The organism is Tessaracoccus defluvii (genome assembly GCF_014489575.1).
Lineage (GTDB): Bacteria > Actinomycetota > Actinomycetes > Propionibacteriales > Propionibacteriaceae > Arachnia > Arachnia defluvii.
In genome coordinates this window covers 3,348,528-3,375,517 of record NZ_CP060789.1, presented here as the reverse complement: position 1 = coordinate 3,375,517, position 26,990 = coordinate 3,348,528, and the positions used below count along the sequence as shown (strand labels likewise).

Here is a 26,990-nt window from a genome sequence, read left to right as displayed (position 1 = left end):
GTCGAGCGGGCCTCTGCCTCAGCGGCGGACGGTCGAAGCGCGGCTGACAAGGTGCGCACCCGTCAGCACCTCGCGGGCGGGGCCGGCGTAGCCGTTCATCCGCTCAAGCAGCAGACGGACGGCGCTGTGGGCCATCTCAGCCTGCTCCGGCGACACGGACGTGAGCGGCGGCGAGGTGAACGCCCCCTCCTCCGTGTCGTCGAACCCGCTGATCGCGACATCCTCGGGAATCCGCAGGCCCGCGTCCGCGAGGGCACGCATGGCGCCGACCGCGAGCGCGTCGTTGACGCTGATGATGGCGTCGAAGTCCCGTCCGCTGCGCAGCAGCCCGGCCATGGCCTCGTAGCCCGACTCGCGCCGGTCCCAGTCCGACCCGGCGACGACGGTGACGTCGTCGCGCCCGATGCCGACGGTGCCGAGCGCGTCGAGGATGCCCCCGAACCTCTCCCCCGGCTCGTCGCCAACCTCCGCGTTCCAGAGCACGACGAAACGCCGGTGGCCCTGGGCGAGCAGGTGCTCGGTGACCAGACGCATGCCCGTCCGCTCACCCATCGCCACCCAGTCGATGCCGGGGGTGGCGGTGCTGCCCAGCTGGACCACGGGCCGCGGCAGGGTCCCGCCCTCCGGCAGCGCCCACGGGAGCATGTGGGGAAGGATGATCACGCCGTCGACCCCGGGCGTCGACTCCCCCAGCACCACGCGTCGCTCCTCCTCGCCCGACCGGACGACGACGAGGGTGGTCGCCAGCGCGTGGGACTCGAGTTCGACCATGAGCCGCTCCGCCATCTCCGCGAAGTAGGGCTGGTGGAGGTTCGGCACCACGATGGCGACGCGGCCCGTGCGGCCAGACACCAGTCCCCGGCCGGCGGGGTTGGCGACATAACCGACCTGCTCGACGGCGGCGAGCACCCGCTCCCGGGTGGCTGACGAGGCGTTCGGGCGCCCCAGCAGCACGTTCGAAACGGTCTTGGCAGACACGCCCGCGAGGGCGGCGACGTCCTGGAGAGTGGGTCGGGAGGTCATGTCGCCCTTCGCCCCATCGTCGACTCACGCCGGATCAGGTCGACGGGGATGGTGACGCTCCGCGGCCCGGCCGGCGGGGAGCCACCGAGCCGTTCCGCCAGCAGGTCGAGCGCGGCGCGGGCCAGGTACAGCCTGTGCAGGTCGACGGTGGTCAGCGAGGGGCTGGCGAACCGGCCGTCGACCAGGTTGCCGGTGCCGATGACCGCCACCTGCCCCGGGCAGTCGATGCCGAGACTCCGCAACCCGGCCAGCGCGCCGAGTGCCACCTCGTCGTTGGCGCAGATCAACGCGTCAGTGTCCGGATGGCGCGCGATCGCGTCGAGGGAGAGGGCGAGGCCGGCCTCCCGGTCGGGCGCTCCTGACAGCTCGAGCACGGGGACGTCGTGGATCCCGACGGCGGCCAGCGCCGCCCGCAGGACGGGCGACGGCCCCTCCCCCGTGTCGGCCTCGAAGGCGCCCCCGCGGTCACGGCCGATGAGCACAGGTCGACGGAGCCCCATCAGCGCCAGGTGACGGGAGACCAGCGAGGCGGCCGAGGCCACGTCCTCGTCAACCCGGTCGTAGGGCAGCGCAGCACCGCTGCCGCCCACCACCACCACGGGCGGGACGCTGCCGGCGGGGGGTGGGGCGGGCACCTCACCGAACACGATGACGCCGTCGTGGTGCGTACCGACCGCCTCGAGGACGGCGGTGAGCCTGCCCGGCTCGCGGCGGGTCGGCTCGACGGCGGCGTCGAAGCCGCGGCGCCGCACCTCGTCGACGAAGACCTCGACCAGTTGCGCCAGCGATGGGCGGCGCAGCCCCTCGACCGCCAGCGCGATGACGCCGGTCCGGCCGGTGCGAAGGTTCCTGGCGCTCGTGTTCGGGGTCCAGCCGAGTTCGTCGACGGCGGCGCGGACCCGTGAGACGACCTCGGGTGACGTGTGCGGTTCGCCGTTGACTACGCGCGACACCGTCTTCAGGGACACACCGGCGCGTGCCGCCACGTCCCTCATCGTCAACGCCATGCCCGACAGGATAGCCGCGTTGACCCGGGTGGCAGGACAGGCCACGGGCCCGCCCCCACGAAGGGGACGGGCCCGCGGAATCGAACCTGGCGCCGTCGGCTCAGCGCTCGCTGACCGGCACGTAGTCGCGCCGCTCGGGGCCGACATAGATCTGCCGCGGGCGGCCGATCTTGCGGGACGGGTCGGCGTGCTGCTCGCGCCACTGCGCGATCCAACCGGGAGGCGACCCAGCGCGAAGAGCGCCGTGAAGTGCTGGGCTGGGAAGCCCATCGCCTCGTAGATCAGGCCGGTGTAGAAGTCGACGTTCGGGTAGAGCTTGCGCTCGATGAAGTAGTCGTCGTTCAGCGCCGCCGCCTCGAGTTCGAGGGCCATCTCGAGCAGGTGGTTGGAGCCGCCCGACTTGCGCAGCAGTTCGTCGGCGTGGCCCTTGATGATCTTGGCGCGCGGGTCGTAGTTCTTGTAGACGCGGTGGCCGAAGCCCATCAGCTTGACGCCGGACTTCTTATCCTTGACCTGGGCCACGAAGTCCTTGATGTCGAGGCCCTCCTTGCTGATCTCGCGCAGCATCTCGAGGACGGCCTGGTTGGCACCGCCGTGCAGCGGGCCGGACAGGGCGTGGACGCCGGAGCTCATGGAGGCGTAGATGTTCGCGTCGGCGGATCCGACGAGGCGCACCGTGGAGGTCGAGGCGTTCTGCTCGTGGTCGGCGTGCAGGATGAAGAGGGTCTCGAACGCGCGGACGACGTCGTCGTCGATCTCGTACTCCTCCTGCGGAGTGCCGAACGACAGGCGCAGGTAGTTCTCGACGTAGCCGAGCTTGGTCTGCGGGTAGAGGAACGGGGCGCCGACGGACGACTTGTACGCATAGGCGGCCAGGGTGGGCATCGAGCCCAGCAGACGCAGGCTCGCCTCCTCGACCTGGTCCTGGTCGTGCACGTCGAGGGTGTCGCGGTTGAACGATCCGAGGGCGGTGACGCCGGCGGCCAACACCTGCATCGGGTGGGCGCCGCGCGGGAAGGCGCGGAACAGTTCGCGCATGCGCTCGTCGAGCATCATGCGGCGGGCGATCTTGCCGTTGAAGGTCTCCAGCTGCTCCGCGGTGGGGAGCTCGCCGTAGATCAGGAGGTAGGTGACCTCGATGAACGTCGCCTTCTCGGCGAGCTGCTCGATCGGGTAGCCGCGGTACTGGAGGATGCCCTTGTCACCGTCGATGAAGGTGATCTCAGACGTGCACGACGCGGTGTTCACGAAGCCCGGATCCAACGTGGTGACACCGGTCGTCGCGAGGAGCTTGCCGATGTCGAGACCGTCGTTGCCCTGCGTTGCTCTGACGATGGGAAGTTCGAGCTCGGTTTCTCCGTGCTTGAGCAGTCCGCTGTCGGTCATGCATGCGCCTTTCTCTGGCCGGCGGCCGCCATGGGCACCGGGTTCTCAGCCAACGTTTGGCCTGTCTGCGGAACCCCACCATACAGCCCACACAACCACCGTGGTAAGGAGCGTCCGCAGGTTCCGCACACGTTCCTGCGGGGAACGGCGCGGACCGGACACGGCTCGTGCCCGAGCGTTCGAGGCTCGGCCCCTGCCCCACCGTGACCGGTTTCCCGATAGCTTTGCTGGCGTGACCACGCCCTCCACCGCTCCCACCCCCATCACCGCGCTCAGCGCCGAACCGGCGCCACGTCGGCGCGTGCTCGCCTGGGCCTTCTGGGACTGGGGGACCCAGCCATTCGCGACGGTGATCACCACCTTCGTCTTCGCCGTCTACCTGACCAGCTCGGCGTTCGGCGACAAGGACACCCTGACCAAGAACCTCGCCTGGACCACCGCCGCGGCCGGCCTGTGCATCGCGCTGCTCGCGCCCGTCCTCGGCCAGGGCGCCGACCGCAAGGGCCGGCGCATGTTCCACCTGCGCTGGCAGACCTGGGTGCTGGCCGCGATCTGCGCGGCCATGTACTTCGTGGCCCCCGAGCCGTCCTACTTCTGGCTGGGCGCGATCCTGCTCGGCGCCGGCAACATCATCGCCGAGATCGCCAACGTCAACTACTACGCGGCCATCGACCAGGTCAGCACCCCGAAGAACGTCGGCCGGGTCAGCGGACTCGGCTGGGGACTGGGCTACCTGGGCGGCATCACGATCCTGCTCGTCATCATCGGCGTGCTGGGGGCCGACTTCCCCGCCGACGACGTCCGCTTCGCCATGCTCATCTGTGGCGCCTGGACGGCGCTGTTCACGATCCCGATCTTCGTGGCGCTGAAGGACCGCCAGCCAGAGACGGCGGCCCCCTCGCTCGGCTTCGTCGGCAGCTACAAGCGGCTGTTCCGCTCGATCGCGGACCTCGCACGCACCAGCCCGAACACCCTGTTCTTCCTGGCCGCCTCAGCCCTGTTCCGCGACGGCCTGGCCGGCGTCTTCACCTTCGGCGGCATCCTCGCGGCCGGCACGTTCGGCTTCGAGTTCAGCGAGGTCGTCATCTTCGGGGTCGTCGCCAACGTGGTCGCCGGCGTCGCCACGATGCTGTTCGGTCTGCTCGACGACCGCCTCGGCCCCAAGACCGTGATCGTCACGTCTCTGGTCTCGCTGGTCGCCCTCGGCGTCGGCATCTTCGTCTTCCACGACGGCGGCAAGCCCGTCTTCTGGGTGATGGGCCTGCTCATGTGCCTGTTCGTCGGGCCAGCGCAGTCGGCGAGCCGCAGCCTGCTGGCCCGCCTCATCCCCGACGGCATGAGCGGCGAGATCTTCGGGCTCTACGCCACCACCGGCCGTGCGGTCTCGTTCCTGTCTCCGCTGCTGTTCGGCGCCGGCATCGCGATCGGCGAACTGGTGCTGGGCTCCTCGGAAGCGGAGGCGCAGTACTGGGGCATCCTCGGCGTCGTCGTGGTGCTCGCGGCCGGCCTGGCGCTGGCCGTGTTCGTCAAGGATCCGATCAAGCAGCCCTCCGTGGCACCCGCGGCGGCCTGACGAGTGCGTTGGCGGCGCCACCAACGCGAGGCCCTCGACGCGATCGCCGACTCGGCGGACGCCCGGCACTGGGTGGTGCTGCCGCCAGGAGCAGGCAAGACGCTGGCGGGGGTCGGCGCCGCCTCCTCGTGGGGGCGGCCGGTCGTCGCGTTCGCACCCAACGTGGCCATCGTCTCCCAGTGGCGGGCCGCCTGGACGGCGATGACCGGGGAGCCGGCCACCTCCGATCGTGACCTGCCCACCGTCTTCACCGCGCTGACCTACCAGTCGCTCGCGGTGTTCGACGGCGAGGCGGACGGCGACTCCCAGAAGGCCCGGCTCCACCCGAACGGGTTGGCGCTCGTGGAGCGCCTGCACGACGCCGGCCCCCTCACCCTCGTGCTGGACGAATGCCACCACCTGCTCGAGGTGTGGGGCGACCTGCTGGACGAGATCGTCGCCGGCCTGCCCGACGCCATCGTCCTGGCGTTGACGGCGACGCCGCCGGAACTGCTCACCGCGACGCAGGCGGCCCGGGTGGAGCGGCTGTTCGGCGACATCACCTACCAGGCGGGGATCCCGGCGCTGGTGGCCGAGGGCGACCTGGCGCCGTTCGCCGAGCTCGCCTGGTTCACGACGCCGTCGGCACGTGAGGAGGAATGGCTCGACGCCCGCACGGTCCGCGCCCGCGAACTCGTCTCCGAGCTGACCCGCGTCGACGCCGTCGACGTGCCGCTGCTCAGCTGGCTGGATCTGCACGACTGGCGCGACCTGCAGCCCGACGTCGCGGATGCCGTCGTCCGCCTCGCGCTGGCCGGGCACCTGCCCCTGCCCGAGCACGCCCACGTCACCGAGCGTCACCGCACCCCCGTGACGCTGGACGACTGGCTGACGGTCGCCGAGGGCTGGCTCGTCGGGCTCCGCGACGGCGACGACGACGCCGAGCGGGCCTTCCAGCGCCGCATCGCCACGCTGCTGCCCGGCGTCGGGTACCGCTTCACCCGGCACGGCATCCGCCCAGGCCATCCCCTGGTCGACCGGGTGCTGAGCCGTTCGTCGTCCAAGGCGGCGGCCGCCGTCGAGATCGCCGCCCGGACCCTCGCCGACGACGACCGGGCGCGGCTGCTGGTGCTCACCGACCACGCCAGGGCCGCGGCGCTGCCTGCCGACCTCGACGGCGTCGTCGAGCCGCAGTCAGGCTCAGTCCACTGGCTGCTGGAGGCGCTGGTGGCCGACGGCCGGTTGGCCGGCGCGCGCCCCATCGCCGTGACCGGCTCGACCATCGGGGCCGAGGCCCACGTGCTGCGGGAACTGCTGCCCGACGAGGACATCGGGCAGGGCGACGGCGTCGTCGTGCTGGAGGGGTCGACGGCCGACCGCTGGCTCCGCGCCGCCACCGAGGCTCTGAACCGGGGCTGGACGCGCTGCCTGGTCGGCACCCGCGGCCTGCTGGGCGAGGGCTGGAACGCCCGCGCCGTGAGCGGCGTGATCGACCTGACCAGCGCCACCACGTCGACGGCGATCGTGCAGACGCGCGGCCGGTCGCTGCGCACCGACCCGGACCGCCCCGACAAGGTGGCCGTGAACTGGACCGTCACATGCGTCGCCCCGGACCGGCCACAGGGCGACGCCGACTACCGGCGCCTCGTCCGCAAACACGAGGGCTGGTTCGCCGTCGACGAGGAGGGCGACATCGTCGACGGCGTCGCCCACCTCGACTCACACCTGAGCCCGTCCGCCCCGCCGACCGCGATCGACACACTCAACGCCCGCGCTCTGGCCAGGGCCGCCGATGCGACCGCCATCCGCGACGCCTGGGCGCACGTCGACCCGGCCCGCGAGAACGCCGTGGTGACGCTGCGGATCACCGCCGACCGCGGCCCGGCCCCGGTGGCGCTGCGCCCGTTGCCGACGAGGAAGGAGCTGACACCGAAGGCCCCGGTGGGCCTCGCCGGGCTCGGGATCCCCGCCGCGGCGGTCGCCGCCATGCTCGGATTCATCAACTCGCCGACGGCGGCGGCGGTCATCCTCGTGTCGCTGGTCCTGTTCTTCGGCGAGTACGTTCTGCGCGCCGCCCAGGTCCGCGCGTCCCTGGCGACCGAGCCGGCCACCTCCGACTATGCCAGGGCCGTCGCCGATGCCCTGCGCGAAGGCGGCCGCTCCCCCGTCGGCGCGGAGGGGTGCGGGTCGAGGTCACCTCGGGCGGCGAGACCCGCGTGCACCTGGAGGGGGTCGCGGAGGCGGTCACGCAGGAGTTCGTCACGGCGCTGGCCGAGGTTCTGGGCCCCATCGAGCAGCCCCGCTACCTGATCTCGCGCCCGGCCTGGGACCGGCACCGGCTGCACCTGCGGCACGCGCTGCGGCCCCCGGCACCGGACCGGGAGGTGTGGCATCAGGTGCCCACCCTGTTCGGGGGCTCCGCCGCGCGGGCCGAGGTGTTCCGGGCCGCCTGGGCGCGCCGGGTACGCGACGGCAGGCTGATCTACGTCGGCAACCCCGAGGGGGCGGGCCTGCTGGCCACGCTCCGGTGGACCTCCCCGTTCGGCGACGGCGCGGGCATGCGCATCGTCGAGCGCCGGCACTGGTGAGGCTCAGGCCAGCAGGGACGCCGTGATCGCGCCGGGGAACCGGGCCGTGAACCGGGTCTCCCCCAGCCACCCTTCGAGCTCCCGCGCCCGGTCCGCCACCTGGGCGCGGCGCCTGGCGGGCACGTCCTGGAACCAGTGGACGCGGATCTCCCCGTCGGGCCGCTGAGCCCAGGCGCCCACGACGACGCCGTCGACCCAGACGGTGGGGCCGCCGTTGCCGATGCTGTCGAACGCGTCGGCGGAGGAAGCGGGGAGGTACCAGGCCCGCTCCTTCCACCCCATGAGGGTCGAGTCCAGCGACGGCAGAAGCGCGACCCATTCGTCGACCGGCTCGTCCGGGGCCTCGTCGCCGGGCGCGACCCAGGCGGGACCGGAGTCCGTGTCGATCGCGACGGCGCCGGCGGCGGCGAGGGCGCGGTGGGCGGTCGTCGCCGTCCAGCCGGCCCACCACCGCACGTCGGTGGTGGTGACGGGGCCGAACGAGCGCAGGTAGGCGCCCGCCAGTTCGCGCTCCGCGGCGGCGACGTCGAGACCCGCGATCTCCTCCCCCAGCCAGTCGAGGGTCGGGGCCCACGTGTACTGCCCGTTGATCCAGCTGCCGACTGGGTGAGCCGTTCGTTGAGCTCGGGCACGAGTCGCCCGAGCTCACGCGCGGCGAGTGGGCCCTCCGCCAGCGCCCCAAGCGTGCGGAGCCTGGCCCGGTCGATCCACCGCTCGGGATCGTCGATGCCGTTGTCGGCGAGCAGCGCGGTCGTCCGCCGCCGTTCCTGTCGGAGCAGCCCGAGCGTGGCGGCCGAGTGCAGGCGCCGGGTCATCGGCCGCGACGCCACCCACAGGGTGCGGCGCAGCGAGTGGTGCCGCACCAGGGCACGGTCCGTGTAGAGGGCGCGCTCCACCGCGTCCAGGTCGGGCCGCTGCATCCTGGCCAGCAGCGACAGGTACACCGTCGCGGGATCCGTCGAGTGGACGGCTACCAGGTCGTCGGCCAGAGCCACGACGTCGTCCCGCCTGCTGCCCGGCGTCAGCGCATGGCGCCGGGCAAGGCGGGAACGCCGCGCCGCCGTCGGGAAGGCGGCCGTCATGTCAGCCGTGCACGAGCGGGGTCTTCGCGTCGAGCTCGTCGCGGACCTGCTTGCGCAGAACCTTGCCGAGCATCGACTTCGGCAGCTCGTCGACGACGTAGAACTCGCGCGGCACCTTGTAGCCGGTGAGCCGCTCCTTGCACCAGGCCCGCAGGGCCGCGTGGGTGACGACCTTGCCGGGCTCGGCGACGACGGCCGCGACGACCCGCTCGCCGCCGACCTCCTGGTTCGGCATGCCGACGACGGCGACGTCGACGACGTCCGGGTGGGCCCGCAGTACGAGCTCGACCTCGGACGGGGCCACGTTGAAGCCGCCGGTGATGATGAGTTCCTTGACCCGGTCGACGATGGTGGTGAACCCGTCCTCGTCGACGGTGACGACGTCACCGGTGCGGAGCCAGCCGCCGGGCAGGAGGGTGCGCTCGGTCTCGACGTCGTTGTGCCAGTAGCCCTGGAACACCTGCGGGCCGCGGATGAGCAGCTCGCCGCGCTCCCCCCGCTCGACCTCGCGCGTCGGGTCCTCGGTGTCGACGACCTTCATCCAGGTGCTCGGGAACGGCACGCCGATGGTGCCGGTGCGGCGCGACTCCGCGAACGGGTTGCCGAGGCAGACGGGCGACGCCTCCGTCATGCCGTAGCCCTCGACGAGCAGGCCGCCGGAGACGGACTCCCACAGTTCGACGGTGGAGTCGGGCAGCGCCATGGCGCCGGAGATGCAGTACTTGGCGCTGCGCAGGCTGATGCCGCGCTTCTTCGCCTCGCGGGCCGTGGTCTCGTAGATGGGCGGCACCGCGCAGTACACCGTCGGCGGGTGCTTCTTCGCGGCCTCGAGGACGAGATCGACGTCGAAGGATGGGAAGAGGACGAGGCGGCCCTGTTTGAGGATGCCGTAGGTGACGAACAGCGTCATGCCGAACGCGTGGAACATCGGCAGGATCGCGTAGAACACCTCCTTGCGGTACTCGGCGCCGTGCATCCAGGCCTCACCCTGGCGGGCATTGGCGAACAGGTTCGAGTGCGTCAGCATGGCGCCCTTGGGCTGCCCGGTGGTGCCCGACGTGTACTGGATGACGGCGAGGTCGTGCACACTCGGGGCGGGGTGGCCGGCGTCGATGGGGGGTGCCGACAGCAGCTCCTCCCAGCTCATGGTGCCGGGCGCCGGCTGCGTCAGCTTGGCGCGGGTCGCACGCAGCTTCTTCAGGGGCAGCTTCAGCGCCAACTGCTTGGCGAGCGGGAACGCCTTCAGGAGGTTGACGGCGACGATGTGGTCGAGCTCGATGTCGGCGGGCTGCTCCCGCAGCTTCGAGACGGTGGCGTCCATCGCGATGACGACGCGGGCGCCGTGGTCCTCGAACAGGTGGCGCAGCTCGCGGGCCGTGTAGAGCGGATTGTGTTCCACGACGACGGCGCCGAGCCGCATCACGGCGTAGAAGGCGACGACGTGCTGCGGGCAGTTCGGCAGGATCAGCGCGACCCGGTCGCCTGCCTTGACGCCGAGGCGGCGCAGGCCCTCGGCCGCGCGCTCCACCTGGTCGCCGAACTCGGTGTAGGTGGTCTCCCTGCCGAAGAACTCCAGCGCGACGGCCGCGCCGCCCTCCCTGACGGAGCGCTGGTACAGGCTGACCAGGGACTCGGTGGGAAGTTCGATCTCGGCGGGAACGCCGGGCTGGTAGTGGGTGACCCAGGGGCCGGAAGGGTGCTCATGGCCCCCATCTTCTCAGGTGCTGCGCGATGCCCGGGAACGGACGGGGCGATTCCGGGGAGATGCCCGGGGTGGTCGCCGGTCTGATCCTCGGCACCTAACCGCACCCCCGGGGGTCGGGCGTCACCGCGACCCTGCTTGGATGACGGCGTCGTCTCCCGGAGGTCCACACCATGCCCCACTCCCCGGTCGTCCACCGCCGCGTCACCCGGTGGGCGAACATCGCGATCTTCATCACCGTGCTGCTCGGCGGCGTCGTCTGCGCGACGGACTCCAGCTCTGCCTGCCCGGCCTGGCCCGTCTGCTACGCCGATCAGGTGGGGCCCGACCTGCGGCCCGGCTGGCTGGAGAACCCGATCATCGAGTTCGTGCACCGCTTCATCAGCTTCGCGGGCCTCGTGCTGCTGGGTGTCTCGGGCTGGCTGGGCCGGCGCTCGGCGGACGCGCGCCTGCGGGTCTATCCGTGGGTCGCGCTGGCCTGCGGCATCGGGTCGGCCGTGTTCGGGATGATGATCATCCTGTTCACCCTGCCGCTCGCCCTCGGACTGCTCGACCTGGCCTTCGCGCTGGTCGCGATGGCCCTGATCGCCGTCACCGACGCGGCCTTGCGCCGGACCCATCCGGCCGGGGACGCGCCGACGCCGCGGGTGCTGGCGCGCGTCACCCTGGTCCTGCTCTTCGCGATGCACCTCCTCGGCAGCATCGTCGCCGGCACCACCACCGACGGCACCGGTTCGTTCACCCGCTGCCTCAGCTGGCCGCTGTGGGAACTGCACGACATCGACCGCTTCCCCGCCCTGCAGGTGCTGCGCATCGTGATGGCGGTGGCGGCCATCGTGGTGATCGTCGCGATGCTGGCGACGTCCGCGCGACGGCCCGGGCTCCGGGCGCCCGCCGTCCTGGTGACGGTGGCACTGGTCGTCGAGCTGGGGCTCGGTCTGGTCATCACGGTCGGAGGGCTGGCCCCGACGCAGACCAACGGCATCGACGCGACGATCGCCGTCAGCTACTCCGCCGCGGCGGTGCTCCTCATGTGGGCGATCGCCTGGCTGCTGGGGCGGACGCGGGCCGCAGCCGTCGACTGACGGCCGCGGCGCTCACGCCTACGCCTCCAGCATCGCGTCGGGCATCAGCTCGGGCAGCACGTCCTCGAACGTCAGCACCCCGAGCTCACGGTCCCCGTCCACGACGATCGCCAGCTGCGTGCGCGCCTGCCGGATCGCCGAGACGGCGGCCGCGACCGGGGTGTCGCTGGGCAGCAGCACCGGCTCCCGGGCCAGGTCCAGGGCGGGCCGGCTGAGGTCGTCGGCCAGCAGCGTGTCGCGGACATGCACCACCCCGACGGTCCGTTCCCCGTCACGAACGAGGACCCGCAGGTGCCGCTGGGTCCGCGTCACGTCCTGCACGTCGGCCAGCGTGGCGTCGACGCCCACCGCGGACAGTCTCTGGCCCCTGGCCACCACCTCGCCGACAGTGATCTCCCGGAGCCGCAACACGGACGTAAGCGAGCCGCGGTAGGCGGCCTCGAGGGCGCCGACGTTGGCCGAGTGCTCCACCAGGTGCCGGAGCCCGGCGGCGTCCTGGCCGTGGTCGAGCTCGTCGACGGGCTCGGCACCCGCGCGGCGGACCAGCCAGTTGGCTGCGGCGTTCATCGCCTTGAGGACGGGGCGCGTCAGCCACATGTAGGCCCGTAGCGGGACGGCGAGCAGCACGGACGAGTCCTCGGGGTGTGCGATGGCCCACGACTTGGGCGCCATCTCGCCGATCACCAGGTGCAGGAAGGTGACGATGATGAGCGCCACCACGAACGACGCGCCGTCGGCGACCGCGAGGGGCAGGCCGATCTCGAACAGCGGCATGAGCGCGTCGTGGACCGCCGGCTTCGTGATCATGCCGAGCAGCAGCGTGCAGACGGTGATGCCGAGCTGCGATCCGGCCAGGACGATGGTCAGCTCGGCCGAGTTCTTGAGCGCCGCCCTGCCTGCAATGGTGTCGGTGCGGGACTCGAGCCGGTGCGGCTTAGCTGCCATCAGCGCGAACTCGGCGGCCACGAAGAAGGCGCTGAGCGTGATGAGGACGACGGTCCAGAGCACCACCGGCCAGCCGGTGACGGAGGCTTCGAGGATCATTCCTGTTCCCCCTCCTCCGCGGTCAGCGCGATGCGGACCCGGGACGGGACGTGCCGCTCGAGGGCCAGCACCTCGAACGCGACGACCCGCGTCGGCGCATCCTCGTGCAGGGTACGTTCACTGATCGTGGGTTCGAGGCGCAGTTCGATGACCTGCCCGACGATCGGCAGGTCCCCCAGCTCGTGGAGGATGAGCCCCGAGAGGGTCTCGAAGTCTCCCGCAGGCAGCTTGTGCCCGATGCGGCGCTCCACCTCGTCGACCGGAGTGTCTCCGCCCATGACGAGCACGTCGTCGCTGGCATCGAGGTCGACGTCGTGCTCGTCGACCAGATCACCGACGATCTCCTCGACCAGGTCCTCGACGGTGACGATGCCGACGAAAGAGCCGAACTCGTCGAGTACGCAGGCCAGCTCCTGACGATGCTCGACCAGCTGGTCGTGGGCGTCGGGCAGCGGCATGAACGTGGGCAGGAAGAGAGGCTCGCGCGCGATGGTGGTGATCCTCGCCGTGGAGCCCGGTTCGCTGTCCAGGACGTCGACGAGCTGCGCGATGCCGGCGACGTTGTCGTGCCGGTCGAGGATCGGATAACGCGTGTGGCCGGTGGCCATCAGGTGGCGGACCTGGGCGATGGTGTCGGTCTCCCGCACGATCCCCACCCGCACCCGGGGAACCATGGCGTGCTCGACGTCGCGGCGGGGAAAGTCGATGATGCGGTCGATGATGAATCCGAGATCCTCGGGCAGGGTGCCGCTGGCCCGCGAGTCGGCCACGACACGTTCGAGGTCGGTGGCGCTGACGGCGGACTCGACGTCGTGGACCGGCTCGATCCGCAGGACGCGCAGCAGGAGCTCCGCCGCCTTGTCGAATACCCAGATCACGGGGCCGAACACCGTCAGGTACAGCTTCGTGGACGGCGACAGCGCATCGGCGACCGCGGCCGACCTGGAGATGGCGTAGTTCTTGGGGAAGAGCTCACCCAGCAACATCTGCACCAGGGTCGAAAACAGCAGGGCGACGACGCTGCCGACGCCCATGGCCAGCGCGGTGCGGGCGCCGCCGGAGACGAGGTCGCCGATCGCCGCGCCGATCATCGGTTCGGCGGCGTAGCCGACCAGCAGACCGGTGATGGTGATGCCCAGCTGGGCCCCGGAGAGCATGAACGAGGTGCGGCGGGTGATGTCGAGGGTGCGGGTCGCCTTCGGGTCACCCGCGGCGGCGCGGCTGCTGAGCTGCGACCTGTCGACGGCGACGTAGGCGAACTCCTGCGCCACGAAATAGGCGGTGGCGGCGGTGATGACGAGCACAACGACGACGCCGACGAGCAGGGATATCAGGGGGCTCACGCGGCGGCTCCTAAGTCACCGCTGCGTTTTCGGCCCTCCGTAGAAGGTTGAGACATGGGCTCAAGTATGCAGGATTCCGGAGCCTTCACACCCGCACTCCGGCACCGTTCGGACCCCGGCGCAGCGGGGCGGCTAGGCTGTGGCCATCCCGCGTGCCGCCCAGGAAGGACCTTCGTGAAGGGCATCGTCGTATTCTCAGGTTCGGCCCACCCCGTCCTCGCCGACGAGATCTGTTCGAACCTGGGGATCTCCCGCTCCCCCGTGAAGATCTCCCGCTTCAGCAATGACTGCCTGCAGGCGCAGTTGCTGGCCAACTGCCGGCAGCGCGATGTGTATCTGATCCAGCCGCTCGTTCCGCCGACGCAGGATCACCTGATGGAACTGCTGCTCATGGCCGACGCCGCCCGCGGTGCCTCCGCGGCCTCCATCACCGCCGTCATCCCGCACTATGCGTACGCCCGCTCCGACAAGAAGGACGCGTCGCGCATCTCGATCGGCGGCAAGCTGGTCGCCGAACTGCTGGTCACGGCGGGCGTCGACCGGGTCCTGACGATGGCGCTGCACGCGCCGCAGGTGCACGGCTTCTTCCGCGCCCCCGTCGACCATCTGACCGCACTCGGCGTCATCGCCGACCACTACCGGGGCCGCGACCTGACCGACTGCGTCGTCGTCTCCCCCGACCTCGGTAACGCCAAGCAGGCGACACTGCTCGCCCGGCTCCTGAACCTGCCGGTCGCCGCCGGATCGAAACACCGTCTTGCGGACGACCGTGTCGTCATCGATCAGATCGTCGGCGACGTGTCCGGCAAGCGGGCCATCGTCCTCGATGACGAGATCGCCACCGGCGGCTCCATCATCGAGATCGTGAAACGGCTCGGCGATTTCGGCTGCCGCGAGGTCTCCGTCGCCTGCACGCACGGGCTGTTCACCGGGAAGGCGGTCGAGAAGCTCTCGTCCCACCCGTCGATCAAGGAGGTCGTCTCCACCAACACGGTGCCGGCGCCCGACGACTTCCCACGCCACACCGAACTGAGCGTCGCCGGGTTGTTCGCAGAGGCGATCGGCCGGATCCACAAGGGCCGCTCCGTCAGCTCACTGTTCGACGGCGTCGACCCGGCCTACGCGCCGCCTCCGGCCGTGGACGGGCTCTTCTAGATCCTTCAGCTCGGCGCCGGGCGCCCGGCGCCGGGTTCGCGCGACCACTCCACCAGCAGCGGGACGGCGCGGTCGTTGAAGGCGTCGATGTCGGCGGCCGTCGTGTACAGGTGCACCGACAGGCGCACGAAGCCGACGCCGTCGAGGTACGGCGCCACCGCCTCCGCCACGGCGTCGGCCGCCGCGTCCGCGTTCGCCGTCATCGTGGCCCTCGCCCGCGCCCAGCCGTAGTTCTCCTCCAGCCAGCCGATGGCCATGGGTGAGGCCAGGTACGGCGTGACGTCGAGGGTGCCCTGCATGTCGAACCGCTCCGGGTAGCTGAGCCGGGCATGCCAGGAATCGATGAGCGGCCACAGCTCGTCGCGGTCCGCGGCAGACGTGACCAGCAGCGCGCTCCCGCGCGGGGCCGACGGCCACTTGTGCAGGTTCCCGAACCACCAGTCGCCGCCGGCGACGCGGGCCGCGTCCCCGATCAGGCCCGGCGCGTGGGCGCCGTCGACCAACACCCTGGCACCGGCCGCATGGGCGACGTCAGCGATCCGGGCAGTGGGGAGGATGCGGGCCGTCGGCGAGGTGATCTGGTCGACGACGACGAGCTTCGTCCGCGGCCCGATGGCCCGTGTGAATGCGGCGACCACCGCCTCGTCGGCGGCCGCGCCCACGAATCCTGCGAGACCCGCCCGTGCCTGGGCCACCCACGCAGGGGTGTGGGGAAACCAGCCGATGGCGGATCTGTCGGCGCGGGCCTGCATCCGGCCCTGGAGCTCCGTCACCGCCCGCGGGACGGCCCCGTAGGAACCGTGGTTGAGCGGGACGATGCCCGCCCCGAAATCCCACGCCCCACGCGCTGGCTCGCCGGAGATGAGACACGCGGGGGCGAAGGGAGGGCCGCTCATCGTCCGAGGGCCTCCGCCTCCGCACCGATGGTGGTGTCGTCGCCGTGGCCGGTGTGCACCACCGTGTCGTCGGGCAGCGCGAAGAGCCGGGCGCGGATGGATGCCTCGATCGTGGGGCGGTCCGAGAACGAGCGGCCGGTGGCACCCGGGCCCCCGTTGAACAGCGTGTCGCCGGTGAACACGGCGCCGAGTTCGGGAACGTACAGGCAGACGGCACCGGGCGCGTGGCCGGGCGTGTGCAGGACCTGAATGCGTGTGCCGGCGACCTCGAGGACCTGGCCGTCGGCGAGGTCGGCGTCCCAGGCAGTGCCGGGGTGGGTGAGCTCCCACACGGGCCTGTCGTCAGGGTGCAGCAGGATCGGCGCGCCGACCCGTTCCCGCAGGTCAGGGGCCACGCGCACGTGGTCGTCGTGGGCATGGGTACACACGATGGCGCGGACGGCGCGGTCGCCCACCACGGCCATGATGTCGTCGACCGAATGGGGCGCGTCGATCACGATGCACTCGCTGTCGTCGCCGATCACCCAGATGTTGTTGTCGACGTCGAAGGTCTGCCCGTCGAGGGAGAAGGTGCCGGACGAGACGGCGTGGTCGATGCGCGCGCCGGTCACAGGATCACGACCGATCGCAGCACGTCGCCGTCGTGAATCTTGGTGAAGGCGGCCTCGACGTCGCCGATGCCGATCTCCTCGCTGACGAACGCGTCGAGGTCGAGGCGTCCCTGCAGGTACAGGTCGGTGAGCATCGGGAAGTCGCGGCTGGGCAGGCAGTCGCCGTACCAGGACGATTTGAGGGAGCCGCCGCGGCCGAACACGTCGATCAGCGGCAGGTCGGGCACCTTCATCTCGGGGGTCGGCACGCCGACGAGGACGACGGTGCCGGCCAGGTCGCGGGCGTAGAACGCCTGCTCGTAGGTCTCGGGTCGGCCGACGGCCTCGATGACGACGTCGGCGCCGTCCGCCCCGTTGGCGCCGCAGATCTCCTTGATGGCGGCGACGGGGTCGGCCTGCCGGGAGTTGACGGTGTGGGTGGCGCCGAACGTGCGGGCGCGTTCCAGCTTGCGGTCGTCGATGTCGACGGCGATCACCTTGCTGGCGCCGGCCAGCACGGAGCCGGCGATGGCCGCCATGCCTACGCCGCCGCAGCCGATGACGGCGACGGTCTTGCCGCGGCCCACGTTGCCGGTGTTGATCGCCGCGCCGAGGCCAGCCATGACGCCGCAGCCGAGCAGTCCGACGGCCGCGGGCCTCGCCCGCGGATCGACCTTCGTGCACTGGCCGGCCGCGACGAGGGTCTTCTCGGCGAAGGCGCCGATGCCGAGCGCCGGGGTGAGTTCGGTCCCGGCCAGTTCGCCGTCGGCCAACGTCATCTTCTGGGTCGCGTTGTGCGTGTTGAAGCAGTACTGCGGCTCGCCCCGGCCACAGGCGCGACAGTTGCCGCACACGGCCCGCCAGTTGAGCACCACGAAGTCGCCGGGCTCGATCTCGGTGACGCCCAGCCCCACCGCCTCGACGATGCCGGCGGCCTCATGTCCGAGCAGGAACGGGAAGTCGTCGTTGATTCCCCCGTCGCGGTAGTGCACATCGGTGTGACACACGCCGCAGGCCTGCACCTTGACGACGGCCTCTCCGGGCCCGGGGTCGGGGATGTTGATGGTCTGGAGGGTGACCGGCTCACCCTTGGCGAGGGCGACGACGGCTTTGACTTGCTGCATGGCCTGCAGTCCACCATTGGCGCTCGTGTGACCGCAAGAGACTCTCGGCCACGGTGGACGGTCCCCGGGCCGGCCTTGACGTCACGCGTCTCCGCCTGCTCTCTTGCTACGGATCCTCTCGACCACCTCGCGCCAGCTGGGCACGATGATCCCCTCCGCCGCCATTCGCCGGCGCAGGCTCCGACGGCTCAGCAGCAGACCGGCGATCCCGACGACGAAGAACGGAATCTGCAGGAGCCACGCCAGCCGCAGATGGTCGGCGGTATAGGCCTGGCCGCCGGCGATCTGATCGAGGAAGAAACCCATCAACAGGACCAGCGTCGTGCCGCCGATGAAGCCACCCATGTTGACCACCCCGTTGGCCGCGCCGAGGCGGGCGTGGGGCAGGTTCGTGCGGGTGAAGTCGAAGCCGATGCCGGTGGTGGGGCCGTTGACGGCGATGAGCAGGACGAGGGCCACCAGGGCGATGGTGGGCGCGCGTCCGGGCCAGGCGAGCACCATCGCCCACGCCGCGATGAGCGCCCCGATCATGATCAGGGCCAGGTTGCTGCGTCTCAACGGGTGCCGCGCCGTCAGCGCGCCGAGGATCGGACCGGATCCCGCCATCGCGACGGACAACAGCGTGAAGTACGCCGACGCCTCGAGCTGCGTCATCCCCTGGCCCACGATGAGGTACGGCATTCCCCACATGAACAGGAACGCGTTGGTGGAGAAGCCTGACGTGAAGTGCACCCAGAACCCCAGCTGCGTCGCGGGATGCCGGGTGACGCTGGCGACGGCCCGCGGGATCTTGCTGAAGGGCTCGTCGACGACGTTGACCTCCTCGCCGTACGGGGCGTTGCGCACCCAGGCCGCCGCGGCGGCGGCCCCGATGACGCTGAGGCTGGCGGCGATCAGCAGCCCCGGCTGCCAGCCGAGCCCGTTGATGAGCGGAAGGACCAGCACGACCGATGCGATCTGCCCCATCGCGGCGAAGACGCCCGTGACCTGCTGCAGCACGGGCACCCGGGCCGGGGCGAACCAGCGCGGCAGCAGTCGCAGCACCGACGAGAACATGCAGGCATCGCCGATCCCGAGCAGGATGCGCGCAAGGTAGGCGAGCGGCAGGTCGTCAGCGACGCCGAGGAGGACCTGCGAGGCCGCCACGACGAGCGACCCCGCCGTCAGCATGATGCGGGAACCGTAGCGGTCGAGGAGGACACCGATGGGCACCTGGGCGAACGCGTAGCTGAAGAGCTGCACGACGACCAGGGTCGAGACGACGCCGGGCGTGGTGCGGAAATGGTCGGCGGCCTCGAGCCCGGCGACGCCGAGCGCGGTGCGCTGCATCACCGTGACGCTGTACGCGAAGACGCCGACGCCCCAGACGATCCACGCCATCGAGTTCCGGTTGTCGCGCACGTTGCCTCCGTCGGGGGCCACTCTAGCGACCCCCGCGGACAGTCACTCTGAGATTGTCGACGCGTCGATCACGTAGCGGTAGCGCACCTTCGACGCCACGACGTTGTCGTAGGCCTCGTTGATCTGCGGCGCCGGGATGATCTCGATGATCGGCGAGATCCCCTTCTCGGCACAGAAGTCGAGCATCTCCTGGGTCTCGCCGATGCCGCCGATGTTCGACCCGGCCAGCACGCGGGCCTGGCCCGTCAGCTCGCCCAGCTTGAACGTCGACGGGTGCTCGGGGAGGCCGACGTTGACCAGCACCCCGTGCGCCTTAAGGAGCTTGATCACGGAGTCGAGCTCGATGCCGTCCGAGATGGTCGACAGGATCAGGTCGAAGCTGCCGCGCAGGCTCTTCATGGCGGCGGCGTCCTGCGTCGAGACGTAGTCCGTGGCGCCCAGGCGCAGGCCGTCCTCGCGCTTCGACAGCGTCCGGCCCAGCACGATCGTCTCGGCGCCCATGGCCGCGGCGAACTGGACACCCATGTGGCCGAGGCCGCCCATGCCGACGATGCCGACGCGCTTGCCCGGGCCTGCGCCCCAGCGCTTGAGCGGGTTGTAGGTGGTGATGCCGGCGCACATGAGCGGCGCGGCCTCCTCGAGAGGCATCGAGTCCGGCACCCGCATGAGGTAGTCCTGCTCGACGGTGATGCCCTGCGAGTAGCCACCCGCGGTGGGGAGGCCGTCGCGGCCGGTGCTGGCGTAGGTCCAGACGGTGCCGGGGCGGCTGGTGCAGAACTGCTCCTCACCCTGGCGGCACATGTCGCATTCGCCGCAGGAGTCGACGAAGCAGCCGACGCCGACGCGGTCGCCGACCTTGAACTTCGTCACCTCGGAGCCGATCTTGGCGACGACGCCCGCGATCTCGTGTCCGGGGACGAGCGGGTAGTTGACCGGGCCCCACTCGCCGCGAGCGGTGTGGATGTCCGAGTGGCAGATGCCTGCATAGGCGATGTCGAAGAACACCTCCGTCGGTCCCGGCTCGCGCCGAGTGATCGTCGTCCTGGCGTAGCGGCCGGTCGGCGAATCGATGGCGTAGGCGGCAACTTCTGGCATGACTTCTCCTGACGGTGTCAAACAACGGTGTCGAACGGATGTGACCGCTCATCCTACCGCCGTCGTGCCGCGGGGCGCCGGAGGGTTACTCGCCGCCGAGCCCCTCGAGCCACTCGGGCAGCTGGGGGCCGGGCATGGGCGCCTCGGCGCCGCCCGCGGGCACGGTGCAGTTCAGCTCCTCGCCGGGGGCGGGGCCGAATTCCTTGCCGTCGAAGATCCAGGTCTTCGCGTACTCGTAGTAGGCGTCGTGCTCGCCGGTGTCGTACGGGTTGTCGAGCGCGCAGCGGCCCACGTAGTAGCCGATGACGTCGGCGAAGGTCTCGGTGACGCTGCGGCCCGCGTAGTCGGAGAAGCGGCCTTCCTCGGCGTAGAGCTTCTTGAACGCGGCCCAGTAGTCGGGGTTCGAGCCACGGTCGGAGTTCAGGACGTGGCCGAGTTCGTGGGCGACCAGGCGGGTCAGCCTGCCTTCGTCGCCGGAGTCGAGCGCCCGCTGGAACTTGGAGAAGTCGAGGGTGACGTAGCCGCCCTTGGTGAGGCTCCAGTCGCCCCAGGCGTAGCCGCGGATCGAGCCGGCGTTGATGCCGACGGTGCCGGAGACCTTCGACTGGAGGTTGGCGCGGTAGTCCGTGCACTCCATCGCGTCGAGCGTCTCCCACAGGATCCGGATGGAGGCCTTGTTGCCGTCGGTCCACTGCTTCCCGGCCAGCTTGAAGCCGAAGTTCTGCTGGATCCCGGCCTTGAGCTCTTCGACGGAGGCACCCTCGGGGTACGGGAACGTCGGGGCGCAGGGGGTGGGGATGCCGGTGACCGGGGCGACGGGCTCCGGGGCGAGCGGAAGGGCCTCGGCGGAGTTCGCGGCAATGGTTCCGATGGCGAGGACGGCGGCAGTCGTCAGCGCGGCGAACCACTTGCGCACGGAACCACCTCCTGGAACGGCCTCGGGAAACAACCACCCAAGATTCTCTCAGGATTCTCAGGAAGTCAAACCGAGGGCAATCCTAGGGGGTCGGCGGGGCACCTGTCAGGAACCGTGCCCGAATGGACTGCAACTCCTCCGAGTGCCAGGTAACTAGGCCATATGGGCTGGCGCACACGGCGGCTTCCGGTGCGGGCACCGCGGCCGGCCCGAGAGCGCATGCGACGGCGGCCAGGTCGCCGCACCCCTCCCCCACGGCGTGGGCGAGCGCATTCCTGAGATCGTCCGGTTCGGGGTAGAAGGGTGGCGTCGGCCGGCGACTCGAAAAGATCGACATCCGACGGCGACGCCGAGGGGGCGATCGGCGCGGTGACCGAGGCTCGTGACTGGGCCACCGGCCGCAGAATTTCGGGGCTCACGAAGAGGGTCGTGAACCGAGCGTCAAGAGGAAGGAACGCCGTCTCCGTCGGGGCCATGACTGATGGTAAATCCGCTAGTGAACCTGGCAGTATCACCCGAAAGGGTGACTTTATTCAGCCACCGCTGGTTCGCCTCTATCGCGCACATTTCCCACATCACCGAACGGCATATTCTCGACTGACTTCCGTCGATTTCTGTCATTCAGTAACCAGGACGTATCGTCCGGCAGACGTCGGCGGCCCGCAGTCTTCTGCGGACCGCCGATTCTGCCGCGGCTCAGGTGAAGATGCTCACGCCGCCGGGGCCGACGATGAGGCCGACGACGATCAGGACGATCCCCCAGAGAACCTGCTTGCGCACCAGCGCAAAGATCCCGGAGATCACCAGCACCGCGGCCAGGATCCAAAGCAACGTAGCCATGTCTGTACTCCTATTCAGCGCAACTTGTCACGTACGGCGTCCTTGGCCTCTTCGACCTTCTTCTTCACCGCCGCGGCGGTCTGGTCAGCCTTGCCTTCCGCTTCCAGACGCTCGTTGTCGGTGAGATCGCCGACCCCTTCCTTCACCTTGCCTGCCGCATCCTGCGCAGCAATCTTGGCCTTGTCATCGAGACCCATGGTGAGCTCCTTCGCTTGTTCGGACAGTCACCCACTACCCCCCTGGGCCTAGTTCAAACATCGCGGCCTCGCGCCCGTCTCCGATCGGCTCCGGACGACCCGATGCCCTCCGCAGGAAGTGGGCCCCCGGGACCGCAGGCGCAGGTCCGCAGGGACAAATCCTCTTTCGGCATGCGTTTGATCAACTTTCGACCACTCTTCGGTAACTCCACAGCGAGTTGTCCACATCCCGGCCACGGACACCTTCCCATTGCCCCTCCTCGCAATTAGTCTCCGAACTCTCAATGGGGGAAGGAGGCACCGATGCACAAACCGCAGCGGCCGACGAAGCCTGACCTCACCCCGCCCACCACCCCTCGCCCCGAGACCGTGCAGTTGCGGGCCCGCCGCAGCCCCCGCCTCATCGCGCTGGGTCTGCTCCTGGTCGCCGGGGGCGGCATCGGCGCCGCTGCGTTGGTCGGATCCGGCGACGACGTCGTCCCCCTCGTCGTCATGGCAGCCGACGTGCGACGCGGCGATGTCATCGGCGACGGCGACCTGACCGTCATCGAACTGCCCGCCTCCTCCGGCGTCCAGGGGATGCCGGCAGCGGACCTTCCCTCGCTCGTCGGCGAGCGGGCCCTCATGGATCTGCCCAAGGGAGCCTTCCCGCTGGCCAGGCACGTCGGCGCGGAGCCGCTGCCCGCCGGGCAGACGCTCGTGGGCCTACGGCTGCCGATCGGGAAGCTGCCGGCCACCGAACTGCCGCCCGGCACTGCGGTGCGCGTCGTCGGGGTCGGCGACGGCACGCAGACCACCGTCGACGCCGTCGTGGCGCGGGCCCCCTCGCTGCTCGACGATGGCACGAGCTTCGCCCTCGACGTGCGGGTCGCCGATGCGGAGGCGGACCTGGTGGCTCGGCTCGCCGCTGGCGACCAGGTCGCGCTGGTGCTGGTGGGCGGTGTGTGATGGCCGTCGTGGTGTGCGCGTCCGCGACCGGGGCTCCCGGCGTGACCACCACGGCGCTCGGCCTGGCCCTGACGTGGCCACGGCATGTCCTGCTCGTCGACGGTGACAGGGAGCCCGCGCAGAGTATCCAGGCCGGATACCTGAGGGGCATGGACCACGGGGGTCGCGGCATGATGCGGCTCGCCCAGCTCCACCGCGAGGGCACCCTCCTCGCGCCCGAGTTGTGGCGCCAGACGCTGCCGCTGGTCGAGGGCGGCGACGTGCAGCGCCGGTTCCTGCCTGGATTCACCACACCGGGCGCGGCCCGCCTGTTCGAGCACGTCTGGCCCGCGTTCGGCGAGGCCGTGCGCGCGCTCGACGGGCAGGGGGCCGACGTGCTGGTCGACATCGGGCGGATCGGCAACAGCGGGCTGCCGCTGGGGCTGCTCGCCTCCGCCGACGCGGTCCTGGTGGGGGTCCGCTCCAGCCTCCGTTCCCTGGCCGCCGCTCACATCCACCTGCCGACGCTGGAGGACCAGCTCCGCACCCTGAACGCGGTGGTTCCCGCCGCACTCGCCGTCGTCGGCCCCGATCGGCCCTACTCGACGGCGGAGATCGCGGCTCAGTTCGCGCTCCCCGCCTGGGTGGAGGCTCCGTGGGATCCGAAGGCGGCCGCCGTCCTCAGCGACGGCGAACCCGAGCCCAGACGGTTCGCCGCGTCGTCGTACATGGGCCGGTTCCGGTCCCAGGCCTCCATGTTGCAGGACCGGCTGATCCGGGCCAGGGACGTGGTCGCCGCCGGGGTGGACCGATGAGCACCACCGACTTTCCTCCCCTCTCCGGCGCGCTGGGCCGGCTGGGGCTGGTGACCGACGAGGCCGCGCACGAGCCGGAGCATGGGACGGTGCCGCGGCCGGCCAGGGCGTTCGCCGTCGTGACTGACGTCGACTGGCAGCTGGTCGTCAGCCTGCGCCGCGAGGCCGCCGAACTGATCGGACGGGCATCTGCCGAGTGGCTCGAGTCGCGCGGGCGCCCGATCCCCGAGGCCGATCGTCGGATGCAGGGGCGGGCGATCATCCGCACCGTCGTTCACGCCAGGGCCCAGACCCTCAGCGAGTCGGGCGAGGCCCTGTGGCCCATCGAACTGGAGGCGCGCTACGCGGCCGCCGTCGAGAACGCCATCTTCGGCTACGGCCGGCTGCAGCCGCTGTTCGAGATCCCCGACGCCGAGAACATCGAGATCCACGGCTGCGATCAGGTGATGGTCCAGTACGGCGACGGCCACAGGGAGGCCCATCCGCCCATCGCCGACACCGACGAGGAACTCGTCGAGGCCATCCGGTTCCTGGGTGAGACGGCGACGCCCCCGCGCCCGTTCGACGACCTCCACCCGACGATGACTCTCGCCCTCGGCGACCGGTTCCGGCTCCATGCCATCGGCTTTGGACTGTCATACCGGCCGAGTGTGGTGCTCCGGCAGCACCTCCTGACCGATGTCACCCTCGCCGACCTGGCCGAGGACGGCATGCTGCCCGGCCGTCTCGCCCGGCTGCTGCAGTCGGCGGTGCTGGCCCGCAAGTCGATCGTCATCTCGGGCGACCAGGGCGCCGGAAAGACGACGCTGCTGCGGGCGCTCATCGCCGCCATCCATCCGAGCGAGCGGTTCGGCACCCTCGAGACCGACTACGAACTACTGACCCACCTGCTCGACCATCGCCAGAACGTGCTGGCGCTGCAGGCCCGCATCGGGATGGGCGAGCGCGACGGCGACTCCGCACTCGGCTCCTACACCGTCGCCGACCTCATCCCAGAGGCGCTGCGGCAGAACCTGACCCGGCTCGTCGTCGGCGAGGTCCGAGGCGCCGAGGCGGGCGCAATGTTCGAGGCTATGCAGTCCGGGGCGGGCACCTTGTCAACTACCCATTCACACTCCGCCGCCTCCACCATCGACCGCCTCGCCGCCCGGGTAGCCCAGGGCAAGGTCATGTCGATCGACGACGCCCTGAGGCAGATCGCCCACCACATCAACTTCATCGTGCACGTCACCCTCCGCGACGACGCCTGGCGCGGCGGGATCCGGCACCGCTACGTCTCCGAGGTGCGGCAGTTGACCGGCTCGGTCGAGGGCGGTCGCCCCAGCACCCATCTGGTCTACCGGGCCGCGACCGAGACCTCGCCCGAGCTGTTCCAGCCCGAGGCAGGCATGGCCGAGGAGCTGGCCGCGTTCGACAGGGCCGAGCGATGGGCGTGACGGCGGCCGCGACGGCCGGGGCCATGGTCGGGCTGGGGATCACGCTCATCCTGGCCGGCATGCTGCGGAGGGTCCCGCCGTCCACAGCGCCATCCACAGGCCTGTGGACAAGGGCGCATCGGTGGTGGACAACTCAGTCCCTGCGCCGGCGCGCCTGGTTCGCCGGCGCGTTGATCGCCGGTGTGGTGACGGCCCTCGTGGGCCGGTGGCCGCTGGCTGTCGTGCTGGTGCCGGTGCTGCTCGTGGTGGTGCCGCTCCTGCTGACGGCGCCCCCGAGCAAGGAGATCGAGGTGCTCGCCGGCCTCGACCGCTGGGTGCGGTTGTTGGCGACGTCGCTGTCGTCGGGCCGGTCGATCCGCGACGCGATCCTCGCCACCCGGCGCCAGGTGCCCGAGGTGCTGCGCGAGCCCGTCGCCCGGCTGTGCCTGCGGCTCGACCAGCGCTGGACCCTGCGCGACGCCCTCTACGGCACGGCCGACGACCTCGGATCGGCTGACGCCGACGCCGTCATCGCGGCGCTCAGCATCGCAGCCTCACGGGGCGGCGCGGGCGCCCGGGCGACACTCGGCGCCCTGTCCGACTCCATCCAGGACCGGCTGCGGGCGCTGCGGGAGGTGTCGGCCGAGCGGGCGAAGCCGCGGGCGGTGGTGCGGCAGGTCACGATCATCACGCTGGGTGTCCTGATGACGATGCTCCTGCTGAACCCGCGGTTCTTCGCCGCCTACGCGACCCCCGTGGGGCAGGCGATCGCGGCCGTGCTGGCCGCCACCTACCTCGGCTGCCTGGCGATCCTCCGCCGCAAGACGGTGCCGCCGATGGCGCCGAGGTTCCTCCGGAGCTCGCCATGATCGGCTGGCTGGTCGCCGCCGGTATGACGGTGGGCTTGGGCGTCTTCCTCGTCGTGCGGGGATCGCTCACCCCTCCGTTGCGGCTCGGCGACGCCCTCGCGGTGCTGGAGCGACGGCCGACCTCACCGGTTCCGCCCGCCGCGCCCGTCGAGGGCCTGGAAGGGTGGGGTGAGCGGGCGTGGCGCCGGCTGCGGCTCCCCCTGACCGACGCCCAACTGCGGCAGCTCCAGCTGCAGGACCGCACCCCTGGCGACTTCTTCATCGAGAAGCTGGTCTGGACCGTGACCGGCGCCCTGCTGCCCGGCGCCTGGCTGCTGATCTCGACCGTCACGGGCGGGGCCCACACCGCGATCCCGCTGCTGGCCTGCGTCGGCGGCGGCATCATCGGCTGGTTCATCGCCGACCTCCGGCTGCGCCGCGGCACCGAACAGCAACGGCGGTCGGCCACCGACGGCATCCACACGTTCTTCGACCTGGTGGTGCTGGAACGACTCGCCAACGCCTCCGCCGCGCAGGCAGCCGCCAGCGCCGCCACCGTCTCGGGTTCGCCTCTCTTCCGCCGCATCTCGGCGGGGCTGGAGCGGGCCAGGATGGAGCAGGCGCAGCCCTGGGAGGAGCTGCGGCGCATCGCCGTCGAGTGGGGCGTTCCTGAGCTGACCGATTTCGCCGACATCATGCAGCTCGAGGAGCAGGGAGCCGGTCTGTCGGAGGTGTTGCAGGCCCGCGTCAGGGAGCTCCGCGACGCGCACCTGGCCAGGCAGAAGTCGGAGGCGCAGGAGGCGAGCGAGTCGATGACGCTCTGGATGACCCTGCCGGCCCTGCTGCTGGGGGTCGCGCTGCTCGTCCCTGCCCTGCTGCCGCTGCTGGGTGGCCCCTAGAGAAAACCTGTGGACGGGCGGTGGATCCGTCCGATCCGTACCTATCACCACTACAAGGAG

General features: G+C 70.8%; 22 protein-coding genes and 2 pseudogenes. 10 read left to right on the top strand and 14 right to left on the bottom strand.

The window, feature by feature from the left end; translation table 11 throughout:
• Nucleotides 1–18 precede the first annotated feature (18 nt).
• Nucleotides 19–1,023 (bottom strand): LacI family DNA-binding transcriptional regulator, encoded by a 1,005-nt coding sequence (locus H9L22_RS15940; protein ID WP_187720763.1) that lies wholly within the window; start codon nt 1,021–1,023, stop codon nt 19–21.
• A complete protein-coding gene (locus H9L22_RS20775; protein WP_455431966.1) occupies nt 1,020–3,416 on the bottom strand; it encodes a citrate synthase in 2,397 nt (798 codons plus the stop codon). The genes H9L22_RS15940 and H9L22_RS20775 overlap by 4 nt, the downstream gene beginning before the upstream one ends.
• 232 nt (nt 3,417–3,648) lie before the next feature.
• On the opposite strand from H9L22_RS20775, the gene H9L22_RS15925 reads away from it, so the two are divergent.
• Genes H9L22_RS15925 through H9L22_RS15915 form a run of 3 tightly spaced genes read left to right on the top strand, consistent with a single transcriptional unit; the run spans nt 3,649 to nt 7,556 of the window.
• The gene (locus H9L22_RS15925; protein ID WP_226965922.1) at nt 3,649–4,989 is read left to right on the top strand and encodes an MFS transporter; all 1,341 of its coding nucleotides are present in this window, start codon (nt 3,649–3,651) and stop codon (nt 4,987–4,989) included.
• Nucleotides 4,990–4,992: 3 nt separating this feature from the next.
• Nucleotides 4,993–7,278: a DEAD/DEAH box helicase family protein gene (locus H9L22_RS15920; RefSeq protein ID WP_187720761.1), complete on the top strand. Its 2,286-nt coding sequence runs from the start codon at nt 4,993–4,995 to the stop codon at nt 7,276–7,278.
• Entirely contained in the window at nt 7,185–7,556 is a 372-nt protein-coding gene (locus H9L22_RS15915) for a hypothetical protein (protein ID WP_187720760.1), read from the top strand. The genes H9L22_RS15920 and H9L22_RS15915 overlap by 94 nt, the downstream gene beginning before the upstream one ends.
• Before the next feature lie 3 nt (nt 7,557–7,559).
• Here the strand turns inward: H9L22_RS15915 and H9L22_RS20630 are convergent.
• Both H9L22_RS20630 and H9L22_RS15905 read right to left on the bottom strand, forming a co-directional pair.
• A pseudogene (locus H9L22_RS20630) lies at nt 7,560–8,638 on the bottom strand (winged helix DNA-binding domain-containing protein).
• Nucleotide 8,639: 1 nt separating this feature from the next.
• A pseudogene (locus tag H9L22_RS15905) lies at nt 8,640–10,319 on the bottom strand (long-chain-fatty-acid--CoA ligase); the annotation flags it as partial.
• Between the two features lie 194 nt (nt 10,320–10,513).
• On the opposite strand from H9L22_RS15905, the gene H9L22_RS15900 reads away from it, so the two are divergent.
• Nucleotides 10,514–11,425: a COX15/CtaA family protein gene (locus tag H9L22_RS15900; protein ID WP_187720758.1), complete on the top strand. Its 912-nt coding sequence runs from the start codon at nt 10,514–10,516 to the stop codon at nt 11,423–11,425.
• Between the two features lie 18 nt (nt 11,426–11,443).
• On the opposite strand, the gene H9L22_RS15895 is transcribed toward H9L22_RS15900, so the two are convergent.
• Both H9L22_RS15895 and H9L22_RS15890 read right to left on the bottom strand, forming a co-directional pair.
• Nucleotides 11,444–12,469: a CNNM domain-containing protein gene (locus H9L22_RS15895; RefSeq protein WP_187720757.1), complete on the bottom strand. Its 1,026-nt coding sequence runs from the start codon at nt 12,467–12,469 to the stop codon at nt 11,444–11,446.
• Nucleotides 12,466–13,812: a hemolysin family protein gene (locus tag H9L22_RS15890; protein ID WP_187720756.1), complete on the bottom strand. Its 1,347-nt coding sequence runs from the start codon at nt 13,810–13,812 to the stop codon at nt 12,466–12,468. Before H9L22_RS15890 ends, H9L22_RS15895 begins: the two co-directional genes overlap by 4 nt.
• A gap of 174 nt (nt 13,813–13,986) precedes the next feature.
• On the opposite strand from H9L22_RS15890, the gene H9L22_RS15885 reads away from it, so the two are divergent.
• Nucleotides 13,987–14,967, top strand: a complete 981-nt coding sequence (locus H9L22_RS15885; RefSeq protein ID WP_187720755.1) for a ribose-phosphate diphosphokinase — start codon at nt 13,987–13,989, stop codon at nt 14,965–14,967.
• A gap of 5 nt (nt 14,968–14,972) precedes the next feature.
• Here the strand turns inward: H9L22_RS15885 and H9L22_RS15880 are convergent, their stop codons facing one another.
• The 8 genes from H9L22_RS15880 to H9L22_RS15845 all read right to left on the bottom strand — a co-directional run bounded on the left by H9L22_RS15880 (nt 14,973) and on the right by H9L22_RS15845 (nt 22,026).
• Entirely contained in the window at nt 14,973–15,863 is an 891-nt protein-coding gene (locus H9L22_RS15880; RefSeq protein ID WP_187720754.1) for an aminotransferase class V-fold PLP-dependent enzyme, read from the bottom strand.
• Complete coding sequence (locus tag H9L22_RS15875; protein WP_187720753.1) at nt 15,860–16,474, bottom strand: MBL fold metallo-hydrolase; 615 nt, start codon at nt 16,472–16,474, stop codon at nt 15,860–15,862. Before H9L22_RS15875 ends, H9L22_RS15880 begins: the two co-directional genes overlap by 4 nt.
• Entirely contained in the window at nt 16,471–17,577 is a 1,107-nt protein-coding gene (locus H9L22_RS15870) for an S-(hydroxymethyl)mycothiol dehydrogenase (RefSeq protein ID WP_187720752.1), read from the bottom strand. Before H9L22_RS15870 ends, H9L22_RS15875 begins: the two co-directional genes overlap by 4 nt.
• An 81-nt stretch (nt 17,578–17,658) precedes the next feature.
• A complete protein-coding gene (locus tag H9L22_RS15865) occupies nt 17,659–18,978 on the bottom strand; it encodes an MFS transporter (RefSeq protein ID WP_226965921.1) in 1,320 nt (439 codons plus the stop codon).
• A gap of 42 nt (nt 18,979–19,020) precedes the next feature.
• Nucleotides 19,021–20,073 carry an NAD(P)-dependent alcohol dehydrogenase gene (locus H9L22_RS15860; RefSeq protein WP_187720751.1) on the bottom strand — a complete coding sequence of 351 codons (1,053 nt, stop codon included), beginning with the start codon at nt 20,071–20,073 and terminating at the stop codon, nt 19,021–19,023.
• A gap of 85 nt (nt 20,074–20,158) precedes the next feature.
• On the bottom strand, nt 20,159–20,989 hold the full coding sequence (locus H9L22_RS15855; RefSeq protein ID WP_187720750.1) for a hypothetical protein: 831 nt from the start codon (nt 20,987–20,989) through the stop codon (nt 20,159–20,161).
• Between the two features lie 696 nt (nt 20,990–21,685).
• Nucleotides 21,686–21,829, bottom strand: coding sequence for a GPGG-motif small membrane protein (locus tag H9L22_RS15850; protein WP_187720749.1), 144 nt, complete (start codon nt 21,827–21,829; stop codon nt 21,686–21,688).
• 14 nt (nt 21,830–21,843) lie between these two features.
• A complete protein-coding gene (locus H9L22_RS15845; RefSeq protein WP_187720748.1) occupies nt 21,844–22,026 on the bottom strand; it encodes a CsbD family protein in 183 nt (60 codons plus the stop codon).
• A 303-nt stretch (nt 22,027–22,329) separates the two neighbouring features.
• Here H9L22_RS15845 and H9L22_RS15840 point away from each other — a divergent pair, with 303 nt between their 5' ends.
• Genes H9L22_RS15840 through H9L22_RS15820 form a run of 5 tightly spaced genes read left to right on the top strand, consistent with a single transcriptional unit; the run spans nt 22,330 to nt 26,930 of the window.
• Nucleotides 22,330–22,974, top strand: coding sequence for an SAF domain-containing protein (locus H9L22_RS15840; protein ID WP_187720747.1), 645 nt, complete (start codon nt 22,330–22,332; stop codon nt 22,972–22,974).
• A complete protein-coding gene (locus H9L22_RS15835) occupies nt 22,974–23,768 on the top strand; it encodes a hypothetical protein (protein WP_187720746.1) in 795 nt (264 codons plus the stop codon). The genes H9L22_RS15840 and H9L22_RS15835 overlap by 1 nt, the downstream gene beginning before the upstream one ends.
• Nucleotides 23,765–25,204, top strand: coding sequence for a CpaF family protein (locus H9L22_RS15830; RefSeq protein WP_187720745.1), 1,440 nt, complete (start codon nt 23,765–23,767; stop codon nt 25,202–25,204). The genes H9L22_RS15835 and H9L22_RS15830 overlap by 4 nt, the downstream gene beginning before the upstream one ends.
• A complete protein-coding gene (locus H9L22_RS15825) occupies nt 25,195–26,052 on the top strand; it encodes a type II secretion system F family protein (protein ID WP_187720744.1) in 858 nt (285 codons plus the stop codon). Before H9L22_RS15830 ends, H9L22_RS15825 begins: the two co-directional genes overlap by 10 nt.
• The gene (locus H9L22_RS15820) at nt 26,049–26,930 is read left to right on the top strand and encodes a hypothetical protein (protein WP_187720743.1); all 882 of its coding nucleotides are present in this window, start codon (nt 26,049–26,051) and stop codon (nt 26,928–26,930) included. The genes H9L22_RS15825 and H9L22_RS15820 overlap by 4 nt, the downstream gene beginning before the upstream one ends.
• The last annotated feature ends 60 nt before the right edge of the window (nt 26,931–26,990 follow it).

Coding starts and splice junctions, on each gene's coding strand:
- H9L22_RS15825 (WP_187720744.1), top strand. CDS start 25,195: ATGGGCGTGACGGCGGCCGCGACGGCCGGGGCCATGGTCGGGCTGGGG.
- H9L22_RS15860 (WP_187720751.1), bottom strand. CDS start 20,073: ATGCCAGAAGTTGCCGCCTACGCCATCGATTCGCCGACCGGCCGCTAC.
- H9L22_RS15895 (WP_187720757.1), bottom strand. CDS start 12,469: ATGATCCTCGAAGCCTCCGTCACCGGCTGGCCGGTGGTGCTCTGGACC.
- H9L22_RS15880 (WP_187720754.1), bottom strand. CDS start 15,863: ATGAGCGGCCCTCCCTTCGCCCCCGCGTGTCTCATCTCCGGCGAGCCA.
- H9L22_RS15940 (WP_187720763.1), bottom strand. CDS start 1,023: ATGACCTCCCGACCCACTCTCCAGGACGTCGCCGCCCTCGCGGGCGTG.
- H9L22_RS15900 (WP_187720758.1), top strand. CDS start 10,514: ATGCCCCACTCCCCGGTCGTCCACCGCCGCGTCACCCGGTGGGCGAAC.
- H9L22_RS15835 (WP_187720746.1), top strand. CDS start 22,974: ATGGCCGTCGTGGTGTGCGCGTCCGCGACCGGGGCTCCCGGCGTGACC.
- H9L22_RS15840 (WP_187720747.1), top strand. CDS start 22,330: ATGCACAAACCGCAGCGGCCGACGAAGCCTGACCTCACCCCGCCCACC.
- H9L22_RS15845 (WP_187720748.1), bottom strand. CDS start 22,026: ATGGGTCTCGATGACAAGGCCAAGATTGCTGCGCAGGATGCGGCAGGC.
- H9L22_RS15870 (WP_187720752.1), bottom strand. CDS start 17,577: ATGCAGCAAGTCAAAGCCGTCGTCGCCCTCGCCAAGGGTGAGCCGGTC.
- H9L22_RS15850 (WP_187720749.1), bottom strand. CDS start 21,829: ATGGCTACGTTGCTTTGGATCCTGGCCGCGGTGCTGGTGATCTCCGGG.
- H9L22_RS15820 (WP_187720743.1), top strand. CDS start 26,049: ATGATCGGCTGGCTGGTCGCCGCCGGTATGACGGTGGGCTTGGGCGTC.
- H9L22_RS20775 (WP_455431966.1), bottom strand. CDS start 3,416: ATGACCGACAGCGGACTGCTCAAGCACGGAGAAACCGAGCTCGAACTT.
- H9L22_RS15830 (WP_187720745.1), top strand. CDS start 23,765: ATGAGCACCACCGACTTTCCTCCCCTCTCCGGCGCGCTGGGCCGGCTG.